19 protein-coding genes and 1 tRNA gene are annotated in these 17,842 nt (G+C 48.0%); 1 reads left to right on the top strand and 19 read right to left on the bottom strand.

The window, feature by feature from the left end; genetic code table 11:
• The 13 genes from MICA_RS04775 to MICA_RS04715 form a co-directional block, all read right to left on the bottom strand.
• Entirely contained in the window at positions 1–732 is a 732-nt protein-coding gene (locus MICA_RS04775) for a polysaccharide deacetylase WbmS family protein (protein ID WP_014102569.1), read from the bottom strand.
• Complete coding sequence (locus tag MICA_RS04770) at positions 729–1,445, bottom strand: phosphocholine cytidylyltransferase family protein (protein WP_041793813.1); 717 nt, start codon at positions 1,443–1,445, stop codon at positions 729–731. Before MICA_RS04770 ends, MICA_RS04775 begins: the two co-directional genes overlap by 4 nt.
• Positions 1,442–2,218 (bottom strand): 3'(2'),5'-bisphosphate nucleotidase CysQ, encoded by a 777-nt coding sequence (cysQ, locus tag MICA_RS04765; RefSeq protein ID WP_049782096.1) that lies wholly within the window; start codon positions 2,216–2,218, stop codon positions 1,442–1,444. Before cysQ ends, MICA_RS04770 begins: the two co-directional genes overlap by 4 nt.
• Positions 2,205–2,816, bottom strand: coding sequence for a gamma-glutamyl-gamma-aminobutyrate hydrolase family protein (locus tag MICA_RS04760; protein WP_041793812.1), 612 nt, complete (start codon positions 2,814–2,816; stop codon positions 2,205–2,207). The genes cysQ and MICA_RS04760 overlap by 14 nt, the downstream gene beginning before the upstream one ends.
• Positions 2,816–5,149 (bottom strand): PEP/pyruvate-binding domain-containing protein, encoded by a 2,334-nt coding sequence (locus MICA_RS04755; protein ID WP_014102565.1) that lies wholly within the window; start codon positions 5,147–5,149, stop codon positions 2,816–2,818. Before MICA_RS04755 ends, MICA_RS04760 begins: the two co-directional genes overlap by 1 nt.
• 2 nt (positions 5,150–5,151) lie before the next feature.
• A complete protein-coding gene (locus tag MICA_RS04750; protein ID WP_014102564.1) occupies positions 5,152–5,937 on the bottom strand; it encodes a class I SAM-dependent methyltransferase in 786 nt (261 codons plus the stop codon).
• The gene (locus tag MICA_RS04745) at positions 5,927–6,454 is read right to left on the bottom strand and encodes an adenylyl-sulfate kinase (protein ID WP_014102563.1); all 528 of its coding nucleotides are present in this window, start codon (positions 6,452–6,454) and stop codon (positions 5,927–5,929) included. The genes MICA_RS04750 and MICA_RS04745 overlap by 11 nt, the downstream gene beginning before the upstream one ends.
• 3 nt (positions 6,455–6,457) lie before the next feature.
• Positions 6,458–7,375: a sulfotransferase family protein gene (locus MICA_RS04740; RefSeq protein WP_148260523.1), complete on the bottom strand. Its 918-nt coding sequence runs from the start codon at positions 7,373–7,375 to the stop codon at positions 6,458–6,460.
• A 15-nt stretch (positions 7,376–7,390) separates the two neighbouring features.
• Positions 7,391–9,277: an asparagine synthase (glutamine-hydrolyzing) gene (gene asnB / locus MICA_RS04735; RefSeq protein ID WP_014102561.1), complete on the bottom strand. Its 1,887-nt coding sequence runs from the start codon at positions 9,275–9,277 to the stop codon at positions 7,391–7,393.
• Positions 9,278–9,279: 2 nt separating this feature from the next.
• Positions 9,280–10,431, bottom strand: coding sequence for a DegT/DnrJ/EryC1/StrS family aminotransferase (locus MICA_RS04730; protein WP_041793808.1), 1,152 nt, complete (start codon positions 10,429–10,431; stop codon positions 9,280–9,282).
• Between the two features lie 5 nt (positions 10,432–10,436).
• A complete protein-coding gene (locus MICA_RS04725; protein ID WP_014102559.1) occupies positions 10,437–11,411 on the bottom strand; it encodes an NAD-dependent epimerase/dehydratase family protein in 975 nt (324 codons plus the stop codon).
• 98 nt (positions 11,412–11,509) lie between these two features.
• Complete coding sequence (gene nusG, locus MICA_RS04720) at positions 11,510–12,013, bottom strand: transcription termination/antitermination protein NusG (protein WP_014102558.1); 504 nt, start codon at positions 12,011–12,013, stop codon at positions 11,510–11,512.
• Positions 12,010–12,651 carry a helix-turn-helix domain-containing protein gene (locus tag MICA_RS04715; RefSeq protein ID WP_014102557.1) on the bottom strand — a complete coding sequence of 214 codons (642 nt, stop codon included), beginning with the start codon at positions 12,649–12,651 and terminating at the stop codon, positions 12,010–12,012. The genes nusG and MICA_RS04715 overlap by 4 nt, the downstream gene beginning before the upstream one ends.
• 206 nt (positions 12,652–12,857) lie before the next feature.
• Here MICA_RS04715 and MICA_RS04710 point away from each other — a divergent pair, with 206 nt between their 5' ends.
• Complete coding sequence (locus MICA_RS04710) at positions 12,858–13,967, top strand: NAD(P)/FAD-dependent oxidoreductase (RefSeq protein ID WP_014102556.1); 1,110 nt, start codon at positions 12,858–12,860, stop codon at positions 13,965–13,967.
• A gap of 40 nt (positions 13,968–14,007) precedes the next feature.
• On the opposite strand, the gene MICA_RS04705 is transcribed toward MICA_RS04710, so the two are convergent.
• The 6 genes from MICA_RS04705 to rpmF form a co-directional block, all read right to left on the bottom strand.
• A tRNA-Pro gene (locus tag MICA_RS04705) sits at positions 14,008–14,084 on the bottom strand.
• An 83-nt stretch (positions 14,085–14,167) separates the two neighbouring features.
• Complete coding sequence (locus MICA_RS04700; RefSeq protein ID WP_014102555.1) at positions 14,168–14,785, bottom strand: MerR family transcriptional regulator; 618 nt, start codon at positions 14,783–14,785, stop codon at positions 14,168–14,170.
• 55 nt (positions 14,786–14,840) lie between these two features.
• Positions 14,841–15,137 carry an integration host factor subunit alpha gene (locus MICA_RS04695; RefSeq protein ID WP_014102554.1) on the bottom strand — a complete coding sequence of 99 codons (297 nt, stop codon included), beginning with the start codon at positions 15,135–15,137 and terminating at the stop codon, positions 14,841–14,843.
• Between the two features lie 225 nt (positions 15,138–15,362).
• Positions 15,363–16,340: a beta-ketoacyl-ACP synthase III gene (locus tag MICA_RS04690; protein WP_041793805.1), complete on the bottom strand. Its 978-nt coding sequence runs from the start codon at positions 16,338–16,340 to the stop codon at positions 15,363–15,365.
• A gap of 13 nt (positions 16,341–16,353) precedes the next feature.
• Positions 16,354–17,412 (bottom strand): phosphate acyltransferase PlsX, encoded by a 1,059-nt coding sequence (gene plsX / locus MICA_RS04685; RefSeq protein ID WP_014102552.1) that lies wholly within the window; start codon positions 17,410–17,412, stop codon positions 16,354–16,356.
• 129 nt (positions 17,413–17,541) lie between these two features.
• Entirely contained in the window at positions 17,542–17,721 is a 180-nt protein-coding gene (gene rpmF, locus MICA_RS04680; RefSeq protein ID WP_014102551.1) for a 50S ribosomal protein L32, read from the bottom strand.
• Between the last annotated feature and the right edge of the window lie 121 nt (positions 17,722–17,842).

The following is a 17,842-nucleotide window of genomic DNA, read 5'->3' as shown; positions in this document are numbered from 1 at the left end:
TTATTCACCACGCTCAGCCAAATGGAATAAATCCAAAAGATTGTTTTGTGTTCCATGCCCATCGAAAATATACGATTTTAATTTATTAATATCACGATGATGGTCTCTTGATCCCTCATATCGATCAAGATTCTCAGTGTTCAGAAAAACATGAATTGGATGAAAGTTGAATACCTTTACTCCCTCCCTAAAGGAGAGAATTTGAAGCGGCGTATTCTGAGAATAAAGACAGAATACATCATCTTCCCAAAAATAAGGCACTTTTATAATATCATTCCAAAGCAACCAAGGGATTAAAATCATATCAGTTTGTTCAGGAACAAAATGATTACAGTCGTGCGTTAAGCCTCTTTTATAAAACGCATCCAAAATATTTGAATTTTGCGTCATTGAGTGACTACGAACAGATGTAGCCTCAGGAACGATCTCAAGCATACGGTCAATAACTTCAGAAAAATTTGAACCCAGCCTGAAATCACCATTCAACAAAAAATTAAAATTTGGATGGATCCCAAGCTCAAATTTTTTATTCTGGCGCAAGCGCTCCAAAACTGGTGTATCGTGCGTTACAAACCATGTAGCGGCAACATCGTGTTGTTCAACAATATCAATTGTATAATTTAAAACGTCATCCGATGCCCAATCTATATCAAAGGTTAAGAAGAGCCGATCTTCCCACGATTGACGATTATTCAGATTGATGGATTTTATAGTGGCAAATTTATCGCTCATGACGCATACGCCACAATGTCGTCCGCACTATCAAATTCACCCCATTTACCGAGATACGGAATAGCCGAAATCTGGCAACGGTCCTCAGCTATCAATTTCTGTAAGAGATGCGTCATTTGTAGTTTGTTTCGCTCGAGGTCGGGCAAGCCTGATCGGACCTCTTGTATTTTCACCCATCCCTTCGGCGTTATGCGGAGAAGCCCCATATACTGCCCCTGAATCTCGTCAACCGATGATGCTCGCCCACCGATTTCCAACAATGTATTATCGCGATCAATTCTAAAAGTTTCAGCATCAGACAAGGGATCATCAAAGCGATTAGCCCACAAATTAAGCCAATTTGGATCAAACGTTATTCCAACCTCAGCCGGAGAGCCCTTCAGAGAAGAAACGGCACTAGAATCATAGAAAATGTCGGAATAACTTACAACGCACGCAGAGGATTTTAGCCATTCATCAGCACAAGAAAGAGAGGAAACCATATTTGTTTCCTGCCACTTATCATTATGAAATTCAACCAGCCCATAAGAGGACAGCGCCTCACGCTTGTATCCTGTCACGATACCGATCTCATCGATTCCAGCCTCGCGCATGGCATTAATTTGCCACTCGATAAGAGGACGCCCCTCAATTTTTAAAAGACACTTGGGGACGTCATCCGTTAAATTTTTCATCCGGCTTCCACGTCCAGCAGCCAGTATTATACCTCTCATGCTATTTCTCCCATAAAATCACCAGGATCACTTTCAGCACCAAATGCTATAAAATTATTATTTCGCCAATTTTTCTTGCCATAGAGCATACGTTGCCCCGTAGTAAGATCAATTATTCCACCCCCACAACATTCTAAAATGGCCTGCCCTGCAGCGGTATCCCATTCCGATGTTCCAACAAATCGAGGGTATATGTTGGCCTGACCGGCAGCCAATCGCGCATATTTAAGAGCCGATCCCATTGGTACTACACAATTAACGTTGTAACGCTCAGCAAATAGAGTTGACTTTTCACTCTCATGGAAACGACTAGAAAACATGGTTAAAGATTTTGGCGCAGAGCGCTCAGTTAATTGCGTCTTCTCTGTTCCAATTTCCATCCACGCAGACTGACTTTTTGATGCATAATAAATCTCACCTAAAGCTGGGGCATAAATCACACCAAGAACAGGATGCCCCTCTTTAACAAGTGCAATATTGATAGTGAACTCATCATTCGCCGCTATAAAATCTTTTGTTCCATCAAGAGGGTCTACCAACCAATATTGCGGCGGAACATCCGCCCACACCTTTCCCTCTTCAGAAATAATAGGAACACCAGTTTCATTAAGAATCTTACAAATCACCTTATGGGATTCTTGATCCGCTTGTGTAACAGGCGATCCGTCATTCTTTATCGTGACATCTAGTCCAGATTTATAATACTGCATGGTTTTTTCTCCTCCCGCTTTTGTTGCAGAAAGAGCAGCAGACATTAAATCACTTTCCATCATTCACCAGAAAAGAAAATTGTTTCATATCCATTGCAGACAAAAAGTCCACCTCGCGCTCCGGATGCCACATCCATCCATCCCAAGGTAAGGTACGATGGCGGATAGCTTCAATTTCACCATCTTCAGACCGGGCCAGAACAAGATAAGAATCCGAAAGATTATCAATCGAATACGTATGAAAACTGTTCACAATTCTACCTTTAAAATCACCATCCAAATGATGGCGCGCCCCAACATGTCCTGTAACAGGCTTTAACGTACCTCCACCATAGGTGTTCAACATCTGCATGCCCCGACAAATTCCTAAAACGGGAAGATGACGAGACAAGGCATAATTTAGGAGACACTTTTCCGTTGTATCACGTTGCGGCACTTGGCCAATGTCATTGCCCCCGCTTAATATTATTGCTTCGGGAGAAATGTCGTCTATCCAGTTTTGTAGAATGTGATCTCCTATATCCAGAAGATCATTCGGAACAGGGACAGGCAGGAAACCAGCTGCGGCGACCCAAACAGGCAAACGCGAATCAAGCGCGTCTCTTTTTTCATCGCGATCCGGATGTAAATCAACTCTTTGGCTGATAGCGACAATCTTCATTACGATATAACCTTGACGCTCTTACCGGCACAATCGATATGAATCTTATTCGCTGCACCCCATCGTTTAAATAGCACTTCGCCTGCACCGATAACGGCCGGAATACCCATCTCATTCGCACGAATGGCCATGTGGCTATTCACACCACCGTACGCCGTAACTAGACCCGCTATTGGATAAGAGAAGAGCCAATCATATCCGGGATCAGCACTGGATATAAAAACAATCGCCCCCGAAAGCTTGCTAATATCGTCGGCACCAACAACAGCGCCCATTACACTGGATTGTGTAATAAAATTGGGTTCAGACTCACTCATGAAAAATGAGAAAACATCGTCAGGTTTGGTAATTAATGGCGGCAACCACAAGCGACATGTTTTGGCGTAATCATCTCTACCCTTCTGAATAGACCGCGCAAGAACCTCTCTTGGATCATCTGCACTCGCATACAAATCCTGGACACAGCCAATATCCGCATAAGACAGATCATCTTCCGAGAAACCAAACTGCTTACCCCAACTTTGGAATAACAAGATTGCATCCGAAAGACTGCGCGTAAAAATAAATTTTGAGTACTCCCGCAACTCTACGCCAGACTTTATGAAATCAAATAGACTCATAACATCGCAGGAAAGGCCATGTTCCTTTAACAGATCAGTCACCCTTTTCATCTGATCTAGCGTAAGAGAAAATGTCTTTCTGTTGCTATTTGCATGGCCAGTGTGGACAGTTCCACCAAGATACTCATCAGGCGACTCATCATATCGTTTAGACAAGATGTCATATGTCCCAGGGCGCAAATGGCCATATCTGGACAAAAAGCTGGTTTTATCCAACGTGGACAAATCTCTCGAAAACTGGCTGCTAACTGTATTAAGCCCGTTCATAAAGCAATTGTAGTCATCTTCGCTAAAGACACCAACTGACACCAAAGAACGAAGCATTTGAACAGCAACAAATCCTGCACGTGCCAGTCCCGCAAATGGAAGCGTGCCGTATCGCTTACAATCTTCCAAGAGCCAATAAATTTTAGACACATGATCAAGATTAGAAGAAAGTATTTTTTCTCTGCGAACAACAAGCTCTTCTATTTTCTGGGCATCCACACGCCACAGCCCCTCATCTTTGTCTATAATCTTATTGGTCAGTGATCGTAGACTTTCAGCAATCATCCCGCGTTCTTTGTCGCTAAATCCCGCAGCATCCAAAACTTTTAATCTTTCCGGAAGGTCGAGCGTATAGCATGAAAAAACAATTTCAAACTCAACTTTGTCGTGAAGGGTCGGCGCTTGGATAAGGCGATTGATGTAATAATCAACAAGCTGATCCGCAAGATATCCATCAATATCCGCAGGAATAAACGAGTTAAAGGACAAGCGGACATCAATATATGGCTGCCCAGCAAAATGTACTAACAAAGGAAAACTGCGCAAGTTCCTATAGCCATAGTTATGGCGTTGATATGCCCATATAGAATCAGTAACAAGATTTTTATATAAAGTTAGAGCCAGCGGACGCGGGCGAATACCAATGATCTCAGCCGGATTCCAATCAGGCATTACGCCAAAAACAGTTGAGTGACCATGAAGATAAGGATGCGGCTGCTGAGCAGAACGCACCTTTTTCGCAATTCGCGCCAATAGCTCTTTATGTTCTAATGAATTATATAAGTCGACCTTCATGATCAGAGGACGAACTTGCAGGACATAAACCGTACTATCATCCCCACAAACTGCAAATTCGACATCCAAAGGCCGATCAGAAAAAATACCGCTCAATTCATCAAGAACTGAAACAATAGGACGCAAATACGGAACAATATTATCCGCCTGATCAGAGGCAACGTAACATCCCGTTTCACTCGCACCCGCGGTAACAGCTTCTGTATCCGAACCTATCGAAAAATTTATAACCTTGTACTTCGCACCAGTCGACGGGTCATGCGAAAACGCAACGCCTGAGAATCTAACATCATCGAGCATAGGCTGAACAAGAATTTCATCTTGCAGATTCACATCGGAACCATATGAAGAAATAACTTTTTCAACAGCCTCATCAAGTTCGGAATCATTGAAAACATTCAATATAGATTCGAACTGACCGGCCATCGACTGCGTTGCGGAATCTTCATTCACCGCACTCGATCGTACAATATAAGGAACATCGCCCAATATTCCACGAATAGATTTCAAAACAGCGGCCTTACCACTACGCCAGTCTTCCACAGTAAAGTAGTGCAAGGGCAAAATCCTTGCAGTCGCAATGCGACCAGAAAGCGACTCTAGAGTCTTTGATTTTGTAGACAAGACCGGCGTAGCGTAAGAATGTTTCATCTTTATACCGGCTTTCTTGCAATCCATGCCCGGGTCAAATATTCCGCTTCAATTACATCAGTGTCTGAAATTTTGTCTTCCACCCAGCTCAAGAAGTTCTGAAATTTTTCAGGCCCTAATTGCACGCGCAAATCATTGACGGAACGCCACGCACCCAAATATCGCTCTTTTGAGAACGGTATTGTATGACGAGACTCTACATACAAAACATCAGAGAATCGGCCACACCCGTGCAACTTGTCAAATAACCCTTCAGTGAAGGGAGACCGCCCTGATGAAACGCGTGTAATAGTTTCACCCTTCAAGGTTTGAAGATGAGCCTCAATTTCCACCAGCAAAGGATTAGATTCTATATAACGCGGATTCCAAATAGCCACAAAAACACCACCAGGGCGCAAAACCCGACAAAATTCCTGCGTACCACGATCAAAATCAACCCAGTGGAACGATGACGCCATGGACAATATGTCCGCACTTGAATCCGGCAAGCCAGTTTCTTCGCCAGCCCCTTTAAACCACTTTATATTTGCATTATCCGTATGATTTTCACCTTGGTGGCGCATGTCATCATTAGGCTCTACAGCTACAGAAGATCGAACCCCAGCAGCCGAAACCATGCGCGTCCAAATTCCGGTCCCGGCACCAACATCAACAAAATCAATTTCATTCACAGGAACCTGAGCGGAAGACAATATCGCACGCAAAACCGCCGGCGAATAATCCGGTCTATAGTCGGAATAATCCTGCGCAAGACCAGTAAAATCACCATGTTTCATTTTATTCAGCATTATTTACCTCCAGATAATTTACGATTTCAGACAACATAGTTTGAACAGTTTTATTAGGTGACCACTCTAAGTGAATATGTGGGGAGATGGGACGATCAACCACAAGATCCATTCCAGCAACATGCTTCAAATCACCCGCGATAGCACGGCGGTATATTCCCTTAGGGTCGCGCCGCACCAATTCATCCATAGGGACATCAAGATAAATTTCAACATACCGGTCGAAATTCTCCCGGTTCCAAGCATATACGTCCTCGTACATGGATATAGTTGCGATAGCAACGTCAACCCCTTGCGCAACGATAGAATGAACCAAACGCGAATAGCGCAATGAAACCTTAGTCCGCTCCTCCCGGCTGTATCCATCCGTCATACCAAAAACGTAACGCAAAACATCCCCATCGAACATGATGATGCTTTCGCCAGCATTACGAATGTGCTCAACCAAAGCAGAGCACAATGTTGTTTTTCCGGAACCAGATAACCCAGTAATCCAAAAAACCCGCCCCTGCTCCATAAATCACACCCAGTCCGAAATATCGAAATCAACGTGATTTTTAAGCAAAGCCATGTCATCGGAAAATAATTTTTGCAAATATTCTCTACTTTCCTTTGGCATCGCCGCTTTATTGCCAGTCATATTTTCCTGAAGCCGTCGAATATTGTCAGCATCATTTGAATCGCTAGCAAAGCTTTCAATGTCTTCATTTTTACGGCACGCTTCGATTACTTTATCGAATCTATCCGAAAAATATTCTCGTAGCTGTTTTTGCAAGGACGGATTCTGCACATTGACGCTCGTATGATCAGGAGCGCGCTCAGGCACGAAAGACAAATTTTTTAAATTTAAGAATTTATATATTTTTCCAAGTTCGCCCTGAGTATCAGATGAAAGCGCTTCAGACTTCACAAGCAAAATATTCTCTTTCGGAAAGAACTCATAAAAATCAGAGATCTGCGCGCCATAAAAGCCGCGCCCCGTGTAATTATGCGGTTGTATCTCTGCCCATATTCCCTGCTGAGCAGAGACTCTTTCTTGTTCTCGTTCCAAAGCATCCTGAAAAGAGCAATCCTCTAATCCCTGCAAGACCGTGTATCTATAATTGGCCCAAGTTCGCTCAATCGGATTGCGAAGCGTAAAAATAAACTTCATATCCGGATAAAGTTTATGCACTTTCTCAGCAACTGATTTTGCACCAAACATATAAGATGAAGATCTTTCACCAACTGCAACGTGATGTTCTTTTACATCGGAAAACCACCGCTCAATATAATAATCATACCCCTTCTCATACTCCCAACTTTTATAAAAAAAGTGAGGTTCAGGACGCATTTGCTTCGGCAAATATATTTCCGGATGCTGCACTAATACTGCAGCAAGAAAACTGGTTCCCCCTGCTGATGTGCCACCAATAATGAAGTTCGGGTCTTTTTTCATCTCAATCACCAATTTTTAACTTTGCAAACCTGACTTTTCAAGCCACTCATCGACGTTCAACAGCGACCAAACAAGTAAGCGACGATTTTGGCGCCCAGTCAGATGTTCATCCAACATTTGCTGAATACTCTCTTTATCGAGAATGTCATAAATGGGCGCCTTATTGTTCAACAATCGCTTACAAACAAAATCAATACTTTCTCCTTTAAACCAACTTGCGTCAGGTGCAGAAAAACCTTGCTTTTCTGCGCTGGCAATGTCGTCAGGGATATATTTTTTCATTACGTCACGAACAATCTGCTTTCCATCTTTGGTCTTTTCAAAGTATTTGCCCGTTTTATTACCGGCTTCGTTTTCGTTAATCCGAACAACATCAGCAAGATTGTTCAACTTCAACTGCACTGGACAACGCATAGCAAAATCAACAAGATCATTATCAAGAAATGGAACCCTGCTCTCCAAAGAGTGGGCCATCGACAATTTATCCTCAACAACCAAGAGGCCGTGGAGGAATGTTTTCGCCTCGAAATACAAAGAGTGGTTGATGTAATCTTCCGGCGTTTTCAATTCGTTTTTATGATTTTTGAAAACATCACGAAAAATATCGCGCGTCCAGACATGCTCAACATCCTTCCAGACAGGCGCAAAAACTTGCTTCAGCTGACTGTTAGGAATTAAACGTTGCCAAAACATGTAATATTTATCGGTGTAGTCCATGAAATTGTCATTAACGACAGCGCGATAATATCGCCACGGATATCCACCGAATAGCTCATCACCGCCAGCACCACTTAGAACGACTTTTACGAATTTTGAAGCCAGTTGCGCTGCGTAATAGTTTGGATAGCTTTGTCCAACACGCGGCTCTTCTAAATGCCAGGCCAGTTTTGACATACACCGCTCCATGTCACCAGCCTTTAAAACCATTTCGTAATGTTCGGTTTTAAATTTATAGGACATAAACTCAGCCCGTGCTCGCTCATCATACGCAAGCTCAATCCCAGATGCAGAATTTAAGTCAAACCCGCAGGTAAATGTTTTAATATACGGGTATTCCTTTGCAGCAATCGCTGTGATTGAACCGGAATCCATGCCACCACTGAGATAGCAGCCCAATTCAACATCGGTCATCAATTGACGTTTTACGGCTTGCTGGAAGAGACGATCCAATTCCTCTCGATACTCTTCATCACTAGCGGGGTTTTCCGGTTCACTAAAGTGAAAGTCCCAGTATTGCGTCAATTGCAATTCGGGATTCTTTTTCTTCATATCAACGATGGCGTAGTGACCCGCGGGCAGAATTTTGACGTCCTGCAACAACGTCTGATCGGTGAAAATATTCTGGAATGTAAAATATTCCAGTAATGCGGGCTTATTCAAATGACGTTGAAATTCTTTATGTGCTGTAATGGCCTTCTGTTCCGATCCAAAGGCCAGCATATTGCCCTGGCGCGCGTAATAAATGGGCTTAACACCAAAACGATCACGCGCCAGAAGCAATGTCTTCTCTTTGCGATCCCACAATGCAAAGGCGAACATACCATTCAGGCGCTCCAGCGCCTTAACACCCCACTCTGCATAGGCATAAAGAAGCACTTCGGTGTCTGTTTTCGAACGAAACCAATAGCCTTTAGCCTCAAGCTCGGCGCGCAACTCCATAAAGTTGTAAATTTCGCCATTAAACGAAATTACATAGCGGTGATCAACAGACACCATTGGTTGGTGCCCGGCAGGTGAAAGATCAATAATGGCCAAACGGCGATGGCCGAGACCAATATTTTCCTCCACCCACTGTCCCTCTCCATCTGGACCACGATGCGAAATAATATCCGTCATGCGTTTAATGGTCACCGGGGAAACCGGCGTTTTATCGAGATAGAGAAGCCCCGCTACACCACACATGGTTACGCCACCGCTTTCAATGCTTGAACGACGTAATGGTAATCTTCTTCCGTCATTCGATTGTGAAGCGGGATGGCCATCGTGTTGTCGTTACAATCTTGCGCACCAGGGAAGTCCTCCGGCTTCAGATTGAAACGATCGCGATAATAGCCCAGCATATGAACAGCATGCGTTCCAGGCCTTGTAGCAATGCCGGCGTCCATTAAATATTGCATGATATCATTGCGCGGGCGCGGAGCCGTTTTTGCATCAACGTAAGTAACGTAAGCTTGCCAGCCATGACGGCATGAATTGTCGGAATTTGGCGTCCGCAACCACGGGATATCACGCAAGGCATCGTGATAGAAATCAGCCCAACGCGCGCGCTCATCAATAAATTTATCCAGCTTAGACAACTGAACAAGGCCAACGGCACCTTGTAAATCAGTCATACGATAGTTGTAACCGAGTAAATTAAAGTCCGGCAACAAATATGGGCGGGGTCCGCGATGACGCTGCTCCTCTGAAATTGAAGCGCCGTGGTTTCGCATTTGATCCATGACCTCAGCCAACGCAGGATCATTGGTCGTAACCATACCCCCCTCACCCGTTGTCACGGATTTACGCGGATGGAAGGAGAACACACCAACGTCGCCCAGGCTTCCCGCCGGACGCCCTTTCCAATCAGAACCCGCAGCACATGCCGCATCTTCAACAATCTTTACACGCGCTGGCAACGCGGCACGCAATGCATCGATATCAACACAACGGCCAAAGAGGTGCACTGCAATCACAGCTTTGGTTTTTTCGGTTACTTTCGACGCGATCTGCGCAATGTCCAAATTGTATGTTTTGGGATCAACATCAACAAAAACGGGTGTCGCGTTGCAATACAAAACAACGTTAGCCGTTGCAACCCAGGTAAAGGCCGGAACTATCACCTCATCGCCCGGGCCAATCCCCAAGCCAGCCAACGCCAGATGCAACCCCGTTGTACAGGACGTCACCGCCAAAGCATGTTTAACCTGATGACGTTCAGCAAAAGCCTTTTCAAAGGCAGCAACCTTTGGCCCTTGCGTCAACCAACCACTCATCAATGGCTCACGTGCAGCTTGCCACTCTTCCTCTCCCGTCAAGGGGAGAGAAATAGCAATGTTCCGTTTTTGTTGAGTCATGATAATTAATCCACCCCGTTGGCTTTGCGCCAATCGATCAGACGTTGAATACCTTCACGCAGTTCAATGTTGTAGTTAAAACCAAGATCATTTGCCGCCTTTTTCGGGCAACCAATACGGTTTTGCACCATACGACGAGCATCATCAGCACTGTACGGGTTGTATTGGATTTTCAACGGCGAATCTTTCATTTCCAAAATCAGATTGCACAGATCACCAATCGTAGTTTGAACACCCGTACCCACGTTATAGAACTGATCGGTTGCATCGGACTGCAAAGCCAGAACATTGCAACGCGCCACGTCATAAACAGACACAAAGTCATAGGCTTGCGTTCCATCACCATTGATTGTCGGCTGCTCATTCGCGGCAATTTTGTTTAACAGAATTGGAATTACGCCTGTATAAGCCGCCGTTTGATCCTGGTGCGGGCCATACACGTTCATATAACGCAAACCAACGAAGCTAAGACCATAACGATCATGGAATGCATGACACATGGCCTCACCAGAAATTTTTGTCGCGCCGTAGAAGTTACGGTTATTGAACGGATGCTCCTCTGTCATCGGAACTTGCAATGCATCACCATATACGGACGCGGAAGAGGAATAGACTAGACGTTCAACCTTGTTCTTCACGCACGCCTCCAAAACGTTGAAGGTGCCCTCGATGTTTACCGTAAAGGCCGTACGCGGAAAATCTTTGCAGTGGAGCAGCCACATGGCAGCCGTATGAACAACGCCATGAACGCCTTGCATCGCATGATCCAAAACATCTACATCACGAATATCACCGCCATTCGGATACAATGTGCAACGCGGATCTTGTAAATATTCTTCGATATTACTTAATTTTCCGCGGGCGAAGTTATCGTAAATCACAACTTCAGCCACATCGGTTTTCAACAATTCCGCAACAACGTGAGATCCGATAAAACCGGCTCCACCAATCACCAGAATTTTTTTATCTTTAATGTCCATCAACCTTCTCCTTTTATCAAATTTTTGCACGCTACCGCCGTTTGGGTGAATCGCATTCACCCAAAGGCTTGTATTCATTAAGAGCGGCCTTCGCGCATTTACGCGTCAGCCGAAACCACTTCGTGCCGCGAAACAATCGCGCGCACTTCACGTCCCAGAATTTGCAGCATCAGCATGATGCGATCCCGGTCCGCAATCTTCAAAATCGTTCCAATGCAATCCTCAAAGGGGCCATGCGCAATACGCACATTGCCCCCTTCACGCATCCCATCGTCCACAGGGATTGTGCACCCATCATCATCCGTTCGCGCACGCAAGGCATCGATAAAACCGCGCTCAATAATTTGTGGCTTATTGTTCTGACACAAAATATTACGCACACCGAATGTACCATTGATGGCCCGCCACGGCTGTTCGTCGATATTCATGCGTACAAACATATAACCCGGAAACAATGGGCGTTGGACATTCTCAACCCGGCGCGCATGACGGCGGATTTTTTTGATACACGGCAACCACACATCATAGCCCTGACGACGCAGATGCGTTTCTGCACGAAATTCCTGATTGGGTTGCGTTTGAATGACGAACCAATTGGTCATGCCGCACGCCCCTCATCATACGCCCGGATTAATTCATCCCGATCCGGCGTAATACGCAGCAAAGCAGGCCACAAGATAACGGCATCAGGATAGGTCCGGCGCAAATTCTCAAACATGTCTTGCGGGTTTGTTGCATCGGTCACGACGATTGCGTCAATATCCTGCCCCACCAGATCACGAACAACCCGTACGCCAGAAATTTCAGTGCGATCTGTTGCAGGATCCAGAACAACAAGACTTTTTACATCTTGGCACAGCGTTGACAGAATGGCGATTTCCGCCAATTCACCCGCACCCGCCAAAGCAAAGCGATTTCCACCTTGCTTCAAAGCACCACCAAAAACATCAGTATATTGCGCGCGCGCCTGGCGCAGGAAATCAATCGACGATTCAAGATACGCAGCGACCAAACGGCTTTTTTCGCTAAAGCCTTGTGGGGTCAGGTAATACGCGTAGCGTTTGTAAGGGGCCCGACGAACTTTTACATACCCCTTGTTCACTGCCCGCTTTAACAAGGCATTGATCAACCCCACCGAAACACCAATACGTTGTTTCAGCGTCATCTGGGTCACAACTTCTCCCCGCTCAATCGCGGTCAGGAAGTCCAACTCGGCTTTCAATTTCATATGCTCGGACATGGCTGCCCCATCGCCTTTTCATTGAACAAAACCGGGGGTTAAAGCGGTGGGCATCCTACGCCCCATATGGGGCAGGTTCAACAATATTCACATCGTGAATTTAGACCATCCCCACTCCGCATGTTCAAATTATGGAAATATTGACGTGGGTGAATTTTCAAGGCTTTATCTGACACTTAAGGTCAGCTCAAAAGGACAGGAAGAGAATGGAAAAGATCGACACCCTGATTATCGGTGCTGGCGTGGTTGGGCTGGCCGTGGGCCGGGCCCTGAGCCTGGCCGGGCGGGAGGTCGTTGTGGCCGAATCCGAGGCCATGGTCGGGTCGATCACCAGCGCCAGAAACTCAGGGGTTATCCATGCTGGAATCTACTACCCCACCGGGTCGAACAAGGCCCGCCTGTGCGTCCGGGGCAAAGACCTTCTTTATGCCTACGCCAAGGACAGGCACGTGCCGTATAAAAATTGCGGCAAGATGATTGTCGCGTGCGTACCTGAAGACTTTGCCAAAATCGAAAACATTTGTGCGCGAGCCAAAGCCAACGGCGTTCATGATTTAAGCCCGCTCACACGCGATGAAGCTTTGGCGATGGAGCCGGAACTGGCCTGTCTTGGCGGCGTACTGTCCCCATCGACCGGGATTATAGACATCCACATTCTGATGCAGGAATTTCAGACCGACATTGAAAATAACGGCGGGTTTGTTGCTTTACACAACGGTATTATTGGCGGCAACATAACAGCAAATGGCATCGTTATTGAGCTGCAGGATGCAGAGCCCATCCTTGCCAAAACGGTCATTAATGCGGCAGGTCTATCCGCACAATCCGTTGCACGCACGATGAACGGACTTGATGAAAGCACGATTCCACAACGCTATGTTGCCAAGGGAAATTACTTTTCCGTTTCCGGTGCAGCACCATTCTCACGACTGGTTTACCCCGTGCCTGTGCCCGGTGGACTGGGCGCGCATTTCACCATGAATATTGCGGGCGAAAGCCAGTTTGGTCCAGATGTTGAATGGTTGGAAAACGATGGCAAGAATTTCAACTACACCGTTGATCCGGCCCGCGAACCCAGCTTCCGTGAATCAGTCCGCCGTTATTGGCCCGGTGTGATGAACCGGGAACTGATCCCATCCTATTCTGGCATTCGCCCAAAACTGGTCGGCCCCGGCCAACCCGATGGCGACTTTGTCATTCAAGGGCCGGACGTTCATGGCATAATCGGATTGGTCAATCTGTATGGAATCGAAAGCCCCGGCCTGACATCATCCATGGCGATTGCCGAAGATGTCGTAAGGCTACTGAGCCAATAAAAAAGGAGCTACTCGGCTCCCTCAATACTTGTTTTTTAAATGGTCGGGGCGACAAGATTTGAACTTGCGACCCCTTGCACCCCATGCAAGTGCGCTACCAGGCTGCGCCACGCCCCGACATTTAAAAACAGGTGATTTCTATAGCCCGATTGGGGCGGAAAGGCAAATCCCGAATACGGGATTTGCGGGCCCTTGGCAGGTTATTCGCCTTTTCCTTCTGGGCGGATCAGGTCGCGCAGGTCGCGCAGGTCACCCAGCATGGCTTCCAGAATGGCGCGCTGTTTGTCCGTCATCGGCGGAACTGGGCGGCCAACAGTTTGCTGGGCCACGGGGGCTGCTACGGATTGGGCAACGACTTTTGCTTCCGGGCGAACGGCTTCGTTCGCCGGAGCGGATACCTTCGCCGCCGGTGCGACCTTCTCGGCTGCGCCGGTCAATTCAGCCGCAATCTGGGCACGACCCTGGCCCTTCAGCAATTTCTGAACGCCCTTGATCGTGTAGCCTTCGGTATAGAGAAGATTGTGAATGTGTTTCAGCAACACAACATCTTCCGGGCGGTAGTAGCGACGGCCACCGCCGCGTTTTAGCGGTTTTACTTGCGTAAACTTGGTTTCCCAGAAGCGCAGGACGTGTTGTTGCACGCCCAGCTCGTCCGCTACTTCGCTGATGGTCCGGAATGCGCCCGCAGCCTTGCTGGCCGATGCTTTCGCATCACCGCCAAGGGTCGCCTTTGCCGTTTGCGCAACAGGGGCCGGTGTGGTGGCCTCAGTTGCTGTGGCGTTAAAATCGGCTGCTTTCTGCGGCGCGGTTCCAGTCATGTCCATCATTCCTGTGTTTTAAGAATACGCTTGGTTATCCCAATCAAGGCAGGCTTCATGCCCCCTTGTTAATCCGATCTTTCAGCACGTGCGAAGCGCGGAAGACCAAAACCTTGCGCGGCAAGATTGGAACCTCAACACCCGTTTTCGGGTTACGGCCAATCCGCTCGCCCTTCTCCCGAATGGAGAAGCTGCCGAAGGAAGAAATTTTCACATTGGCGCCATCGACGAGATTTTTGGAGATTTCTTCCAACACTGCCTCGACCAGATCGGCCGATTCATTGCGGGACAAACCCACTTGTTCATAGACGGCTTCCGCCAGATCTGCGCGCGTAATAGTACGACCGGTCATCGCAACCTCTTTTGCTTTTGGAGTAAGACAACGATACAGCCCTGCCCCACCCCCGTCAACCGGGCTTGGGGCGAAAAACTGATTCAATTCAAAGGGTAACAGGATTTTGTTAAATCAGGGTTACGGTCATAAAAGGCCCGATTCCCGCCAGAATCAGCCCCCATCCACCCCTAAAACAGGCCCAAGGGGGATAAAGCAGGAACGGCATGGAAGCCTGTGGATATCTTACATCCGGATCAGGGCCGCCCCCCAGGTCAGACCCGCCCCGAGGGCTTCCAGCATGACCAGCTGCCCCGGCTTGATTCGGCCATCCGCCATACCCTCGGCCAAAGCCAGCGGGATGGAGGCGGCAGAGGTGTTGCCATGGCGATCCACGGTCACAATGACCTGGTCCATGCCAACACCCAATTTCTTGGCCGCGCCTTCCAGAATGCGGATATTGGCCTGGTGTGGAACCAGCCAATCGATTTGATCTGCCGTGACCTTGTTGCTGTCCAGCACATCACGGACGGCCCCGGCCATTTTATCAACGGCATGACGGAACACTTCGCGCCCTTCCATAACGATAAAGCCCGCATCCCCCGTGGAGGATACGCCGCCCGATGTTTTCAAAATGTCGCAATGGTTGCCATCGGCATACAGGTGCGTAGACAACACACCACGATCCGCCGCCGTGCCGGTTCCGCCATCATGCGCTTCCAACACCACGGCCCCGGCCCCGTCCCCGAACAGGACGCAGGTTGTGCGGTCTTCCCAGTTCAGGATAGAGGACATTTTTTCCGCCCCAATCACCAGCATGCGGCGGGCATGGCCCGTGCGCATCATACTGTCGGCCACGCTGAGCGCATAGAGAAAGCCAGAACATACGGCCTGGACATCGAATGTCGGGCCATGTTTACAACCCAAAGCCGCCTGCACCTTGACCGCGACGGAGGGGAATGTGGTATCCGGCGTGGATGTGGCAACGATAATGCCGTCAATATCCGCACCGCTGAGCTCTGCGTTGATCAACGCTTCACGCGCGGCTTTGATGGCCAGATCGGCCGCAGTTTCACCATCGGCCGCAATATGGCGTTCGCGGATACCGCTGCGTTGAACAATCCATTCATCGGATGTATCGACGATTTTTTCCAGATCGGCGTTGGTCATCACCCGTTCCGGGAGATAGGCACCACAGCTGCGAATTACGGAACGAACAGTCATTGAATCACTTTCATCAGGAGATGGCTTGCGCACTGACAGACGAAATGAACGCTTCCTGATTCATCAGCTGTTCAATTTCATAGGCGACGCGACGGTTAAATCCGTTTTCGACCAGACCAGCCGCCACGCGAATGGCATTGGCAAAACCAATTTCATCCATGCCGCCATGACTTTTGATGCATACGCCATCCAACCCCAGGAACATGCCGCCATTATAAAAACGCGGGTCGAGGGATTTTTTCAAACGCTTCAATGCCGGCATGGCCAGCAACGCACCCAATTTCGCCAATGGCGATGATGTCAACGCACGCTTGGTGTAATCGCTGGACATCTTCGCAACGCCTTCGGCCACTTTCAGCGCGACGTTACCGGTAAAACCATCGGTCACAACAACATCAACGGTGCCGTATGCGATATCGTTCCCTTCGACAAAACCGTAATAACGGCCCGGGAATTGAACATTCGACAAAATGGCGGCGGCCCCGCGCACCTGTTCGTGGCCCTTCATATCTTCGGACCCGACATTCAAAATACCAACGGTCGGCGATTCAATACCCATCACCACGCGGGCATACACGGACCCCAGCACCGCAAACTGCACCAGAATTTCCGCATCACAGGCAATGTTCGCGCCCAGATCCAACACCAGCGTTTTACCCCGCATGGTCGGAAAGATGCTGGCAATCGCCGGGCGCGTAATGCCCGGCAGGCTTTTTAAAATCAGTTTCGACATCGCCATCAGCGCGCCGGTATTGCCCGCGGATACAACACTGCCCGCATCACCGTTCTTCACCGCTTCGATGGCCAGACGCATGCTGGAATCCTTGCCGGATCGCACAGCGGCGGACGGTTTTTCATCATTCGCGATCATTTTTTCGGTGTGGTGCACCGTGCACACGCGGCACAGTTCGGGATAGCGGCTCAAAACCGGATTGATGCGGCGTTCATCACCGAAGATGGCGAAGTGTACGCCGGGCAAATCCGCGCGGGCCAGCTCGGCCGCCGGAATAACAACATCGGGACCGAAATCCCCACCCATGGCATCGAGAGCAATGGTTTGTCTGGTGGACACGCCATCCATCCTTTTGTTGGAAACTCTAATCAGCGCAGATCATAGACGCGAAAAACGGGGAGTAAAAGCCCCCCGTTATCTTTATCCCTTTGATATAAAGGATTGTTTCGTCACCGAAACCAGACGGAATTAACCGCGCGGATCGATAACCTGTTTGCCCTTATACGTACCGGACTTCAGGTCGATGTGGTGACGGCGCTTCGGCTCACCCGACGTCGCATCTTCCACCCAGTTGGTGGTGGTCAGCGCGTGGTGAGAACGACGCATGCCGCGCTTGGACGGGCTGGTTTTTTTCTTAGGAACTGCCATTTTAAACCCCTCAACTTGGGTAAATTCTGAGATCTCGGTTATTCGAGGTCCGTTGAATACTGGAAAATCCCGGCACCTGCAAGCAAAAACAATCGGAAGATCACGGTTGAGGCTCGAATAG

The sequence above is a fragment of the Micavibrio aeruginosavorus ARL-13 genome, assembly GCF_000226315.1.
GTDB classification, from domain to species: domain Bacteria; phylum Pseudomonadota; class Alphaproteobacteria; order Micavibrionales; family Micavibrionaceae; genus Micavibrio; species Micavibrio aeruginosavorus_B.
Note: the sequence above shows the minus strand (reverse complement) of the source record. Positions and strands in the feature narration are given on the sequence as shown.